This window comes from Microbulbifer maximicatervae (SeqCode), from assembly GCF_052467825.1.
The window spans coordinates 2,444,008-2,457,618 of the sequence record NZ_CP174327.1 but is presented as its reverse complement, the minus strand read 5'-3'; the positions used below and the strand labels follow the sequence as shown (position 1 = coordinate 2,457,618).

The window sequence follows — 13,611 nt, the reverse complement described above, 5'->3', positions numbered from 1 at the left end:
ATCACGCCAGTGTAAAGTCCTCATGGACTAAGGTCAGATTAGGGTTATATGCGGGATCAGTATCTAGCAAATCTCCCCATCGGCCACGCATATATTCCGCCTCCCTCTGTGCGCGGCGACGTTTCACTGTAGTGTTGTCCGCACCACGGGAGATAGATTCGTGGTGGTATAGCTCTGCGTAAGGTGTCCATAGATTACGATAACCTGCTTCGCGAACCTTCAAGCATAAGTCTACGTCATTAAAGGATACAGCCAGATCTTTTTCATTCAATCCACCAACCTCATCGAATACTGTCTTACGCAATAGTAAGCAAGCAGCAGTCACTGCAGAAAGGTTTTGAATAAGGTGGAGACGTGAAAAGTAACCGAACTCATTACGACTGAAATACTTATGAGAATGACCAGCGACACCACCAATACCTAAGATTACTCCACCATGCTGGATAGTATCGTTGGGGTAATATAGTTTGGCTCCTACACAGCCAATTTCGGGTCTTAGAGCCTGCCCCACCATTTCACCCAGCCAATCACTATTGATGGGCTCAATATCATTGTTGATCAACCCAATAACCTCACCTTTCGCGAGGCCTACACCAAAATTATTAATTGCTGAGTAATTGAATGGATAATCCCAACGGTGCACGGAAACACGATGATCGGAAGTACAAATCTCCTCCAAAAAGCCCAGAGTGGCCTCACAGGTGCTTTGATTATCCAAAATTAACAATTCAAAATTTGGGTAATCCGTTCTGGAGAGAATTGCCTCCACACAAGGCTTTAGAATACCAAAGCCATCTCGCGTAGGAATCAATAAGCTTACTAGAGGGGCCGACTCCGGCACATTCCATCGCACTCTATAGCTATTTGGAGCCGTGCCAAGTATCGCAGAAGCATTTATGGTTTGAGAGCTCAGGTAATCATTCACAGCTTTCAAACCAGCAGTCGCAGCATAATTTTTCGCGCCACCTTCCAGAGCTGTAGAGCCACTAATTGCTCGCCAGTGGTACAGTATTTCAGGGATATGCACCACATTCTCACTGTTCAAGTATGGCACACAGCGCAGAAGCAAATCATGGTCCTGGCTACCCTCAAGTCCTAAACGAAAGCCCCCAATCTGTTCCACAAGAGCTGCTTTTAAAACAGTCAAATGGCAAATATAGTTCTGTGAAAGTAACAGATCTGGGTTCCAATCTGGTTTAAAGTGCGGATCAAAGCGCTCACCTAGCTCATCAATTTTATCTTCATCACTATAAAGCAGCTGAACCTGAGGGTTGTCGGCAATCGCCTTCGCCATCGTCATTAATGCATGCGGGGCCAAGGTATCATCGTGATCCAACAGTGCAATATACCCTCCCGTTACCAATTCCAGGGCTGTATTGCTAGCGGCAGAAATATGTCCGTTACTTTTCCGAAAGACTACCTGAATACGAGAGTCCTTAGCCTGATACTCCAGAAGACATTCCCGGGTCTTCTGATTTGAAGAAGCATCATCTGCAATACAAAGCTGCCATTTGGTATAACTTTGCGCAAGTACAGACTCTATACAATCACTTAGCAACTCAGGATCAGTATTGAAAGTTGGGACGATAATTGAAATCAATGGTTGCACGCCAAACTTCTCACCGCACACATCATCCGAACGGGAAGCTAGCTTTACGGTCTCAACCTTACCGATCCATTCCGCATAATCACACGCCTGCCGCCTTTTGGTGAAAGTTCTTGCGTAGTGCTGCAGTGCCAATTCTTTCCAGGAGCGGTGGGTTTCACGGGCTTCTTCACGAATATATTGCATTACATTCGCTTTCCCCAAGTCGCGAAACTTAAAGTGCATGCTAGCCAAGCGCTGGGACAAACGATCATAGGCAAACCGTGCTGGTAACCTGACCAGGTGAAAATGCCTAACAGAGAAAAGCCCGGAAGATTCCATTGGATCGAAACGGAGAGCATGCGCCCGAGAAGATAGGTACACAAGGCGCTTAGTTACCCTGCCGGATTTTATCGGAATAAATACACTATCTGACTCGTTGAAGCCACTTCCGTGATCCAAATAAATCTTCGCGTCTGCTGAAGGCTGGTCATGTCGAAGGTCTATTTCTGCCATATACCAGCCAGAAGCAAGTCCCCGCCCCTTGATCAAAAATTGAGGATCCACCCCCTTAGAAAGCCAGTCAAAATCAGCCTCAGCATCCTCAACCCGCTCAATCGCATTCAGGGAACTAAGCCTACGCCCCAAGTCAATATGGACCAGGGATTTTAGAAATCTAAACACCAGTAAGAACCCAACTTGTAAAAATGCACTTTGTAGCGCTATTTATATTCTACCCAAAATCTACGCCCTCAGCGTTCGGGCATATATAAGGGCCTATATCAAACCTTTAACGCCCCCTGCTGCTATATGGCAGTAGTTAACCGATAATTAATTTTTGCCTCTACGGTCGTACCGTAGATATATGCCTCGATTCTATCCTCACGGGTTATGACTTTGCTAGGTTTAAAGCTAAACCCACACTTTAAATGCTTGGAGAGCCCCTTATTCACCACATCTGGCCGGCCACGGTTAACATCTACAAGGTGCTCCTCTCCATTGATCAACAGACGAACCTTAATCGGGCCATCAAACTCAGCCGCAGCCCAACCGGTTATCAGCTCCGACCTTACATCCACGAATGCCTTCCCGTAGCAGAGGTAAGGAGTCTCTTCGATCACACGCTCCCTCAGTGTAGTAATACCGTCCTTAACGTCACTGGCATAACAGAGTAATGTCTCATCAGACTCATCATTTAAGTCATGTGCCTTGAAGTATGCTTCACCCTTTTTCCTAGTTGCACTACCAGCTCCGGAGCCCTTACGCTCCTTTTTCATAACATGCTCGTGACGGGACTTAACTACATAGTGATTGACTCTGACCCCCTCATACTGAACCCCTCTTGTCTTGGGTTCACACGGCTCACCATTCTCAAAGACCACAGGCTGAAGATTCCCGGAATAGTAGCGTCCTGACTGAAGTACACACTCATGGATATGCATCTTCTTCGTCATCGAGGGCTTCAAAATCGTCTTGATATGTCGATTGAAATCGTGATCTTGTTTCGATGCGCGTGTAAACCGCTCAATAACTAGCCCTTCCTCCTTGAATTTATGGCCTGAAGATCCAAAATTTCTCCAGTTGAGCGCTAAAGCCCCCGCATCATCATTCTCACAAAAGTCAGATAAAAGATCTCTTAACTCAGAGCCTGCAGTGCTCACGAGAAATTCATCAGCGTCGATAAAGCACAACAAATCCACTTCGTCACCGAAATGATGTAATATATGGTTGTAAGCTGGCATCTGCGGACCACAATCACCAACCCTAGGGAAATACACCCGATTTATTACACCCAGAAAATCAAGTGCTTCCAATAGTTGTGAAGAACCATCATCACTGACATTATCAGCAATATAAAAGGTATCAACACCGATTAACTGGTGATACACAATCCATTCTAGAATATACTCATACTCATTCTTAAAGATTGCGGCAATTCCAAACCTCATTCGCACCCCAAGAAGACACATCTAATCAATAATAATTTACAAAGAGCAGTTGAAAAAGCCATAAACAATATATGAAAGTCAAAAACACTACTTATGCATAACAATAAAAAAAGACTAATTGTAAGTCAGTCAAAACCAACTTATTGGTACTACTCACAGGTAGTCCTATGATCGTGCCGATAAAATGAAGCATTTATCTTAGCACAACCAATAAAACTCTTTAGCTTATCGCCACCATCTTTCTCAATATCGAATAAAAGAAAATTTTCACGATCGTAAAAATATTGGAGTACATTTGAGTGATGCCTATGCCACTCGTATTCCCAGCGACGTATAACCCCCTCACGATCACAACCATAGATTTTTTCAAATCGATGCAAATAAGTTCCCCCGCCATGCTTAAGCCGACTATTTAGCCATTTATCTAAGGGGCGTGTATTTAATATAAAAAGAGAGCCCGGATACTGCCGATCCAACTCCTGATAGAATCTTTCAAAAGCATACAGGCATCGGTTAGAAACCAACTCCATATCACTAAAGAAGCTATATTCCTCATACTCACTTAGTAGTGGTCGCCCATGCAGGAAGTTCTCCTCAAGCTTTAGCGCCAAGTTTCCATAATCCCAGTGAACTGCCCTATAACCATTACGTAAGAAAAAGTGGTTCAGGCTTGTTGTACCACACTTGTTAAAGCCTATTTGAAATACTTTCATGCTAAATACAAAAACCCAAAAAACATGTTAATATGAGACACTACCTATTCGAAACCGCTTAGTATACCCCATTACAAGGCGGAACCGACAGCAGAGATCGTGAAAAGCCCATAAGGAATTCTTTCTCTAAACGAGCGAGCCGCGCACCACACAACTGCTGAACCACGACATACCGAACTCCACCACCCTCAACACCCACTATCCTTACCAGTTGAGTTTTGCCAGCTCCAAATGTCGCCCAACACCAACTCTCCCCGTTTTATCCTACTCGCATCGATCGAGAAAGCTAAACGCCCCACGTAATGGCCTTGAGCATACCTGAAGACAAAGCCGACTATCGGAGATAGCACTCACAAATCAAAAATTCTTCACACGTGACCGCAGCCATCATCAAAAAGGTAATATACGACAACAGAGTTAAAATAGTACCTCAAAGCAACCCCCCCTCGTCCACCGACCGCCTCTCAAACTTGCGAATCAATAATACAACCGGTTAACAACACCCTTTTCTATCATTGCTTCAATGATTACGGATATACAGCGAAACCCTTCAAGAATTCAGACCATTGAGGCAAAGCTTGTGCTCACATTGCCCTGCACCTTCAACCGTTTGAGCTGAAAGCTGCTGCAGGATTGTATCCATCAGTAAGTAGTCTTTTACGCACTCTTAGCAGAAAGCAATGACACTGCATCTGAATACGCAACAACAGCTTCATGAATAAACTTTCCCATAGACCCGCCGATTCTTGCATTCAACTCTAGTATTCTTAACTGGCCATTATTAACTTTATAATTGAAACACCCAAAACCACGATAATCTAATTTCTGCAGGAGAGATTCAAATTGTTCTAAAAATACACAGTCATAACCCCATATTTTATCAACTGGTCCTCGACCTTTCCCTTTTACAAAAAGATCCTGATCATAGACGTATTTCACCTCTTTTGAAAAAAGAAATTTCCTCCCATCAAATATGAAGTGCAGAGCATATTCCTCTTTGCCTGAAACATATTCTTGACAAAAATAATCTTCAGACTCTAGTTTATCTCTATAAATTTCTTCATCGGCAATAGAGTTAACAATATAAGTAGTTAGCCCGAACTTCCCTACATTACCCTTTAGAACGTAAGGAAAATCACCTCTAAAAGAACCTACTTTTGGAAGAAGTTCTTCAAATCCATTCTCACCTAAAAAAACATTAAATTTATCTTTATTTTCCGCCAAGTGCACTGTAGGTGAACTTGGGAAAAGGCCTTTTCCCGAATCAGGGCAAAGCTGCCCAGCCTTTAAGACATCTTCAATACTAATTGGAAACACTAGATCAACATTATCTACCGCCTCTTTAGTAAACTTAGAAAAGACAGGGGTATATTCTGTCTTATTAAGCTGCTTCTCAATATTCGACTTCCAGTCATCCCTATTAGAGAACAAAACCTTCATAATCCCTCCACCACATAAAACCTAAAGAACTAACCCAGAATTAATTTTGCATTAAATTACACTTATAGCCCAACCAAGAAAATAATAAGTCAGGCCATAACCTCAAGAAGCGGCTCTATTTCTGAGTAGCAGAAATTAATTTCAAAAGATCTATAATAATATCTTTATCATCTACAGCATTTCTATAATCATTTGAATACTCGTTCAATAGATCAGCGCGCCAAATATCTAGATCGACAACATCTGCATTTTCACAAATAGAATATAGATTTCTATTAGACTGATAATAATTTTCAAAAACCGACAACCTATCTTCCAAAGAAAGTAATCTGTATCTCCGAAAGTCCCCTGCCCTCTCATACTCACATAAAACATCAGAAAGAAGAGACTGATCATGTGGATCTAGTATCGGACCATACTCTGCAAATATTTTTGTTAGAATCTTGCTCGAAGCATTATCACTTTTAGAGTGATCGATAGGTATAATATCATTAAGGCTTGCGTATTTTAGGAATGAACCTGTAATTCCTATTCCGCCGTATGCCTTCTCATAGGAGATATAGGTAAATTTAGAATCTGAGAAACAGCTCTCAAAAAACTTGAATTTTGAATACCAGTCCATAGAACTCATAATAGGGAGACGCTTCAAGGTTTCCTTAAAGTTTAAAGGAACCCCTTCCTTCGCTCTCTGCTGAAACGCAGACTCATAGAATGAGTCTTGCCTACGATAATAAATTAAGACCTCTATATTTCCCAACGATTCAAATAGCTGACTAACCCTTTCTCCCTTGCTCACCCACAAATCTTCAGATTGCAAGGCAGCGGTCATGTCTTCACTGGAGAAAATAAAGTTTTTACAATCAGAACCAGAAATTATCCCCTCAAGCTCTTTCTTAGCTTCGGAATATGTACATGAATCTGGAGAACTATGAATATAGCCATATGCTGCCTTCGCATCTTTGGGAAGAAAAACATATTCCCAATCATTATTTCTCAGAGAATCTCTATTCGAATTCAGCATCGCTTGAATTGAAGATGTTCCTGTTTTATGCATTCCGGCATGAAGAATTATTCTACTCATAATCCGTAGCCCAATTCGCTCAGCTCTTCGCCTATCTCTTTCTCAAATATTTGAGCAACCTTAGGGCTCATCTCTGTTCTCCACCGCTCAACAGATGCCGCGACATTACTGCTCGTAATATGATGCTCCACAGATTTCTTCTGAGCTTCAACTTTTCCATAATCTAGCTCTAAACCTATCCAATCACCCAAAAAACTTGTAATCTCATAAGGGGATTTAATAAATTCTTCATACTTAACAACGTATCGTCGATCACTTGCCTCAATACTGCTAATATGCTGCATAAAGGTCTTTCTCATTTGGCACAATTTTAACGCATATGATTCATCATCATCAGATTCTCCCCACCCAAAACCGTTAAAGCCACGTTTCGCATTGAAACTTTTTATAGAAACGAATTCGTCCCTGGGATCCCTGAACAAAAATAAATTTTTCGCATAAAAAGCCTCATTTACAGCCGGACAAATATCATGAACCACCTTTTCTGCATAATAAATAGGTTCATCCAAATTTAACTCTTCTTTTAATTTATCTTTGATCTGTCCAGAAAACCCTTTCCATAGATGCGTCAAAAACTCCAATTGGAGTTTTTCTCGATCTATTATACTTGTATTAATATATGGTATAGGCCCAATTCTATTAATCTTAGAACTAAATAAAGAATCAGCATTCCAATTTTCATCGTTACAGGATTCTGAAGAAGCCACAGTAGTCAATCGATGTAAATAGGTTAAGTGCCTCTTTTCAAAAGGATAATCCCGGTCAAATACCACATTACTTGATGATCCGAGTACTTGCATAAGCAAAGTTGATCCGGAACGCCCAAAGCTACGCAACATAATTGGTGTAATCATAATTATGCCTATTTCTAAATCTACTTATTAATAAATCGACAGATGGATTCTTGAGCATTCACCGATACTCAACGGCTTAGAGATATCACTGGTAACTAGATTCCAGTTTTCATTTTCTCCACAGGCCTTCAATATTGCCTGCTTCAAGGAATTACTACTTCCACTTCGGAAGCAGTAGCCATTGACACCATCGATAATTTTCTCGACTATTCCACCTATATCACTGCCAATCATTGGGCGGCCGTGGTTAAACGTCTCTTGAATTACCATCGGTGAGTTCTCCCACCATACAGAAGGAATAATAACCCAGTCTGTTTGCTCCATCAGCCGGCCTAATTCATGGGACTCATAAGACCCGTGTAAGGTTACCACGTCACCGAGATTCTCCAATAATCTATGTATCTTCTCCTGGAATTCCTCGGGCTGCCCTTCCAGATTGCTCCCGTGAATATCCAGATGTACCCTCTCTCGAGCATCTTCCGGCAATAGCTTGAAGGCCTCTAGTAATACATCCACACCTTTGAATGGGTTGATCTGTCCAAAGAAGGCAAAGCGACCCCGTGTTTCGCCTTCAACAAGCGGGCGAGGCGCCAGTGTTTGGACCTCTGGCTGGCCATTTTCGACCACAACCATCTTCTCCTCGGGGATCCCCCAAGCCTTGTATCGATCAATCAAGAATTGACTGGGTGACACAAACATATCCACCAAGTTAAAAATGGACTTAATATATTTCTCACGCAAGAAGAAGTCTGCAGGTGAACGCTCAGGGAAACAACGCCCACAGTCGGTAGGTGAAGATTTATAGCAGAGCTTCATCTGTTTACCCGGCTTAACCATTTGGCCATTATTTGCGCATATTGCCAAGTACTCATGTAACGTCATAATAATACGTGTATCCGGTAACGTATTTCGGACCTCGCGTATTAATTCCAATCCCATATGGATATAGTGATGAAAGTGAACTACAGTCGGCTTATAACGCTGCAACAACGCACGGAACTCTTGCCATACATGCTTCTTACAGCCCGACTGAAACAAGAAAAAGTCCGACATATGGGTGTGGAAAAGAATTTCCCTATCGGAATTGACAGTGGAAAAAGCAGAACCTCCGTGCGAGGGCAGATCGGTACGCGCCAGAAATACAGTATCCAATCCCTGCCGTTCGTATTCCTTAAACAAATTATAGGCGGCTACTTCTGCACCGCCTTTACTCTGATCAGGATGGCCGTGAGAAACGATTAGTATTCTGTGTTCTGTCATTGGTAACTCCTTAATGCACTAGCTGCTCAATCAAACTTCCCCAGCGGTCGGTATGTTGCCAGGCATTGTAAAGGGTAATCTTAAATTTCCAGTCACGGTTTTCAAAAAGGCTCTGCGACATTCGCTCCAGATGATAGAGCTTTTCATCTGTGAGTACATAATGACGGCAGCCAGCCTTGCGTAACTTTAAGCAGAGATCAGAATCCTCAAAATCTCCAAGCACATAACTCTCATCCAGGCCACCCATAGAATCATACAGCGTCTTACTGATAAACATACAGGCACCAGTAACAGCTGGCGATTCCATAACAGAGTCAGTATCCACTAACCATTCCGGGATACCCTTACTTGGGTGCTCGTTCAGCCATAAATTACCAAATTGTATATTTTTTGAAAAACTCATTCCTATATGTTGGATAGTTCCATCATCAAAGACTAACTTCGGAGCGACCACACCGACATCTTCCAGAGAAGCCGCCTTCTGCTCTATGCGCGAAATCCAACCTCCGCTACTCGGGATAATATCTGAGTTAAGCAACACTAATTTATCTGCTTTGGCATATCTTGCCCCTAAGTTATTAGCGCCGGCATAACCCAAATTACGGCCACCATAAATCACCCTAAAACTAATGGGAAATAACACACTGGTGTCGTAACAAAAAGGAATAAATGAGTCGTAAAGTCTTGGGTCATCTAGAACGTAGATAAGCTCGGTCTCTACAAAATCAATATCATCAACAAACTGAGCCACTTGATGTAGTAGGAAATCGTAACGTCCATACAAGGGAACTATTATGCTACGTTTAGGATTCTTCACTTCTCGCCCAAACTGCAATACCTCTACCTGAGGCGCGTCTAGAAGATAGTGTCGATTCGACCATAGCGCAGACAAGGCAGGCGCTATATGTTTGCGCATGTTTCTCTGATATTCCTGACCATCCACGTTAAAATTTACCAGTACCTGCTGGCTGGCCAGAGTAATGTCCTCTCGAATATTAGTCTGCTGTAGTTGAATGATTCCCAGGCTTCCCTCTTTGGTGAAAAAGAGCAGCTCCAGTTTAGCTTGTTCAATCAAATGGGGCATGGGTACCCATGCAAAAAAGCCTGCTTTGTAGTCTTGCTCGCCCTTGCCAGGAAAGGCCTCCAAAACATCTGGGCGAGCAAAACGCGCAGGGCTCTCAAGCAAGTTCTCACTATAGTTACCATCGGAAGTTCGTAAAACCAAGTTTGCCAAATACTGCTGGCAATCGAGCATCCAACCAGATAAAAATAGCCCGTGACCAGGTATTGATAAAATGTAATCCCAGTGCCAGTTGACTTTTGAGCGCAGCTGGTCTTCGTTCAGCTTTTTAATACCTGGAATTTCAAAGGCCCGATTGCCCATACATTTAAACATGGCCTCTAGGAGTTCTGCTTTTTCTCCTTCTCGCCAAGTCATGCAGTGTCCAAATATGTCTTCGCCACTCAGATCTACAAACGGCTTTAACTTTACTTCTTTCCTTTGGCTACCAGCACTAACATTCATTCGTAAAGATGCAGTGTTAACGGGCATGTCATAGGGCCATTCTACTAGCAAGCAATAACCCCAGTGACCTGTACCTTTAAAATTAAAGTGTTTATTTACATCCAGTCGTGTGGTTCGTAAGGTGTTGTAATTGAGAGTTTCGCCTTTGCCATCTTCCAAGTTGAAATCTAGAGATTCATGTGCCGGGTGAAATGCCCAACCTTGTATTAATAGATGCTGTTCAGCAATGACTCCACAAACATCTACCCATACTTTTGCGAACTCCGAAACTTTTTCAGCTGTTGTAGCTGTTGTAGCTGTTGTAGCTGTTGTAGCTGTTGTAGCTGTTGTAGCTGTTGTAGCTGTTGTAGCTGTTGTAGCTGTTGTAGCTGTTGTAGCTGTTGTAGCTGTTGTAGCTGTTGTAGCTGTTGTAGCATCTAAATACTTTTTTTTCTCAACGTCCATTTTTTATTTCATCCTTGTCTAGAGCTACTGTACTGCTTCTCTATCCATTTCCGGTAGCTACCATCCATCACAGCACCCCACCAGCTATCGTTCTTCAAGTACCATTGCAACGTCTTGCGAATACCCGTTTCAAAACTCTCTAAGGGCATATAGCCTAGCTCTGAGCTGCACTTTTCTGGATTTATAGCATAGCGCCGATCATGCCCGACCCTATCCTGCACATAGGTGATCAACTCTTGGGATTTGCCTGCAATGGCAGATATTGCCTGCGGATACTTATCTGCAAGTTTCGAGTCCTCACTAAACAGATTATTCATTAGTTCGCAAATAAAGCGGACAATATCAATATTGGCCCACTCGTTGACCCCACCTATGTTATAGCAATCTCCCAGCCGCCCCTTCTTGATGACTAAATCTATCCCTCGAGCATGGTCCTCTACATAGAGCCAGTCACGAATCTGTTGGCCATCTCCATATATCGGTAATGGCAAATCTCGCAGAATATTGGTAGCAACCAATGGGATCAGTTTTTCAGGGAAATGGTAGGGCCCATAATTGTTCGAGCAGTTACTAGTCGTGACTTTAAGCCCATAAGTATGGTGATATGCGCGCACCAAGTGGTCTGATGCTGCTTTACTTGCAGAGTAAGGGCTATTCGGAGCATAAGCTGTCGTTTCACTAAATGCAGGGTCTTCGGGCCGTAAAGAACCATAGACTTCATCAGTCGAGACATGATGGAATCGATGAGAGTCTTTATTGAGCCCCTCTTCAAGCCAGATTTTTTTTGCAGCTTTAAGTAAACTATATGTGCCAATAATATTAGTTTGAATAAATGCATCAGGCCCACTTATAGAGCGATCTACATGACTTTCTGCGGCAAAGTTAACCAAAGTGTCAATTTGATACCGCTTTAACAAATCTTCTACCAAAGTTGTATTACAAATATCTCCCTGATGAAATTTAAAATTTGGTCTACATCTAACTTGATTTAAATTTTCTAAATTGCCAGCATAGGTAAGAGCATCAAGGACTACTACTGTATCTTCCGGATACTTTCTCATCCAGTAATGCACAAAATTCGAGCCAATAAACCCTGCACCGCCAGTTACCAGTAAACGTTTCATCTTTATACTTCTATTAATCAGATTTTCTCAGAATTAAGATTCAGTTAGCGACTATTAAATTACTCAAAGCTGTCTTTTTTGACTTCAAAAACTTGCCGTAGAACCTCCCGCCAGTGTTTCAACTCAACACCAAGATCATTTTTCAGCCTACTCTTATCTAATACGCTATAGGGGGGCCTTGCTGCAGCAGTTGGGTAGTCTTTTGCGGTAATCGCTTTAATCATTAACTGCTTATTTGCAGGAAGTAAACCTGAAACCTTCCCTTCCTCATAGATTGCTAATGCAAAATCATACCAACTCGCCACACCTAGATCGGTACAATGGTAAATTCCATTACAGTTTCTATTTTGGGACAAGGCAAAAATTACTTTTGATAAAGTTCCAGCCCAAGTCGGAGTGCCTACCTGATCGGCAATTACACCTAATTGGTCTCTTTCTTCCATTAAACGAAGCATCGTATTTACGAAATTATTACTATGACTAGCGTATACCCATGAGGTCCTTACGATTATTGCCTCTGGAAGCACCTTAGAGATCACAGATTCTGCTTCTGCTTTAGTAGCCCCATATACACTGAGAGGTCTAACTTTGTCCGAAGTAAAATAAGGTGACGATTTTTTTCCATCAAAAACATAGTCTGTAGACACATGTATAAGGCGAACAGAGAATTTCTTGCATATTAATGCAAGATTTTCCGCACCTTTTACATTAACTGCAAAAGCAGCCTCAGGATTACTCTCTGCGCTGTCTACATTAGTAAATGCAGCCGAATTGATAACCAGATCAGGGCGAGCGTTCTCAATCACCTCGTTAACAGCATCAACATCTGAAATATCCAGTTCCTCACGAGACAAGGCGATCATTTCATACTCAGATGGACATTGATCTTGAAGTTCACGTCCAAGCTGGCCATTCTTTCCCGTGATCAAAATTTTCATTTTTGCCATTCTAAATAACTCGTAAAAGCAAATACAGTATTTGGCACAGCGCCAATTCCGTGAGTTTGATTGATAGCTGAATAGGGTTTCTACTTAGCAGAAGGTGGTACATTTGGCTTTTCAAAAAGCCGATTCACCATTATCAAGGATAGTAAACAGCATCTTGAAAAAATCTGCCTTCACTGTCTTTCTGTGAAAGTTGGGGTGTATGACCACTAACAAGGGGCCAATTAATATTTAAGTCTGGGTCATTCCAAATAATCGACTTTTCATATTGTGGAGCATAATAATTTGTACATTTATAGACAAATTCAGCTGTTTCACTGGTTACATAAAAACCATGTGCAAAACCCTCAGGAACCCACAATTGACGCCTATTTTCAGCAGAAAGAAAAACACCAACCCATTTTCCAAAAGTTGAAGAGCTCTTGCGCAAGTCTACAGCGACATCGAAAACTTCACCTCTAACTACTCGAACCAACTTACCTTGTGGTTGCTCAGTTTGATAGTGTAATCCACGCAAAATCCCCTGTGAGGATTTACTGTGGTTATCTTGAACAAAAACTCTTTCACCACACTCCCGATTAAATATATCTTCGCGAAAAGACTCAAAGAAAAAGCCTCTTTCATCACCAAAAACCTTAGGCTCAATGATTTTTACATCAGGGATTTCTGTTCCAACAATATTCATACAGCTT

At 42.1% G+C, this 13,611-nt stretch carries 11 protein-coding genes; all 11 read right to left on the bottom strand.

Annotation, left to right across the window (positions count from 1 at the left end):
- Position 1 precedes the first annotated feature (1 nt).
- Complete coding sequence (locus tag ACJJII_RS10880) at positions 2 to 2,269, bottom strand: glycosyltransferase family 2 protein (protein WP_444919155.1); 2,268 nt, start codon at positions 2,267 to 2,269, stop codon at positions 2 to 4.
- A gap of 122 nt (positions 2,270 to 2,391) precedes the next feature.
- A complete protein-coding gene (locus tag ACJJII_RS10875) occupies positions 2,392 to 3,534 on the bottom strand; it encodes a glycosyltransferase family 2 protein (protein WP_444919154.1) in 1,143 nt (380 codons plus the stop codon).
- A gap of 149 nt (positions 3,535 to 3,683) precedes the next feature.
- The gene (locus tag ACJJII_RS10870) at positions 3,684 to 4,247 is read right to left on the bottom strand and encodes a sulfotransferase (RefSeq protein WP_444919153.1); all 564 of its coding nucleotides are present in this window, start codon (positions 4,245 to 4,247) and stop codon (positions 3,684 to 3,686) included.
- A gap of 657 nt (positions 4,248 to 4,904) precedes the next feature.
- Positions 4,905 to 5,687, bottom strand: coding sequence for a hypothetical protein (locus tag ACJJII_RS10865; RefSeq protein WP_444919152.1), 783 nt, complete (start codon positions 5,685 to 5,687; stop codon positions 4,905 to 4,907).
- Positions 5,688 to 5,802: 115 nt separating this feature from the next.
- Positions 5,803 to 6,768, bottom strand: coding sequence for a hypothetical protein (locus ACJJII_RS10860; RefSeq protein WP_444919151.1), 966 nt, complete (start codon positions 6,766 to 6,768; stop codon positions 5,803 to 5,805).
- Positions 6,765 to 7,622 carry a sulfotransferase family protein gene (locus ACJJII_RS10855; protein ID WP_444919150.1) on the bottom strand — a complete coding sequence of 286 codons (858 nt, stop codon included), beginning with the start codon at positions 7,620 to 7,622 and terminating at the stop codon, positions 6,765 to 6,767. Before ACJJII_RS10855 ends, ACJJII_RS10860 begins: the two co-directional genes overlap by 4 nt.
- Positions 7,623 to 7,649: 27 nt before the next feature.
- Positions 7,650 to 8,882, bottom strand: coding sequence for a glycosyltransferase family 4 protein (locus ACJJII_RS10850; RefSeq protein WP_444919149.1), 1,233 nt, complete (start codon positions 8,880 to 8,882; stop codon positions 7,650 to 7,652).
- Between the two features lie 10 nt (positions 8,883 to 8,892).
- Complete coding sequence (locus ACJJII_RS10845; RefSeq protein WP_444919148.1) at positions 8,893 to 10,851, bottom strand: glycosyltransferase family 2 protein; 1,959 nt, start codon at positions 10,849 to 10,851, stop codon at positions 8,893 to 8,895.
- Between the two features lie 8 nt (positions 10,852 to 10,859).
- Complete coding sequence (gene rfbB / locus ACJJII_RS10840) at positions 10,860 to 11,975, bottom strand: dTDP-glucose 4,6-dehydratase (RefSeq protein ID WP_444919147.1); 1,116 nt, start codon at positions 11,973 to 11,975, stop codon at positions 10,860 to 10,862.
- A 59-nt stretch (positions 11,976 to 12,034) separates the two neighbouring features.
- Complete coding sequence (gene rfbD / locus ACJJII_RS10835) at positions 12,035 to 12,922, bottom strand: dTDP-4-dehydrorhamnose reductase (protein ID WP_444919146.1); 888 nt, start codon at positions 12,920 to 12,922, stop codon at positions 12,035 to 12,037.
- Positions 12,923 to 13,055: 133 nt separating this feature from the next.
- Entirely contained in the window at positions 13,056 to 13,604 is a 549-nt protein-coding gene (gene rfbC, locus ACJJII_RS10830) for a dTDP-4-dehydrorhamnose 3,5-epimerase (protein ID WP_444919145.1), read from the bottom strand.
- Between the last annotated feature and the right edge of the window lie 7 nt (positions 13,605 to 13,611).

Coding starts and splice junctions, on each gene's coding strand:
- ACJJII_RS10860 (WP_444919151.1), bottom strand. CDS start 6,768: ATGAGTAGAATAATTCTTCATGCCGGAATGCATAAAACAGGAACATCT.
- ACJJII_RS10845 (WP_444919148.1), bottom strand. CDS start 10,851: ATGGACGTTGAGAAAAAAAAGTATTTAGATGCTACAACAGCTACAACA.
- ACJJII_RS10865 (WP_444919152.1), bottom strand. CDS start 5,687: ATGAAGGTTTTGTTCTCTAATAGGGATGACTGGAAGTCGAATATTGAG.
- rfbC (WP_444919145.1), bottom strand. CDS start 13,604: ATGAATATTGTTGGAACAGAAATCCCTGATGTAAAAATCATTGAGCCT.
- ACJJII_RS10870 (WP_444919153.1), bottom strand. CDS start 4,247: ATGAAAGTATTTCAAATAGGCTTTAACAAGTGTGGTACAACAAGCCTG.
- rfbD (WP_444919146.1), bottom strand. CDS start 12,922: ATGGCAAAAATGAAAATTTTGATCACGGGAAAGAATGGCCAGCTTGGA.
- ACJJII_RS10850 (WP_444919149.1), bottom strand. CDS start 8,882: ATGACAGAACACAGAATACTAATCGTTTCTCACGGCCATCCTGATCAG.
- ACJJII_RS10855 (WP_444919150.1), bottom strand. CDS start 7,622: ATGATTACACCAATTATGTTGCGTAGCTTTGGGCGTTCCGGATCAACT.
- rfbB (WP_444919147.1), bottom strand. CDS start 11,975: ATGAAACGTTTACTGGTAACTGGCGGTGCAGGGTTTATTGGCTCGAAT.
- ACJJII_RS10875 (WP_444919154.1), bottom strand. CDS start 3,534: ATGAGGTTTGGAATTGCCGCAATCTTTAAGAATGAGTATGAGTATATT.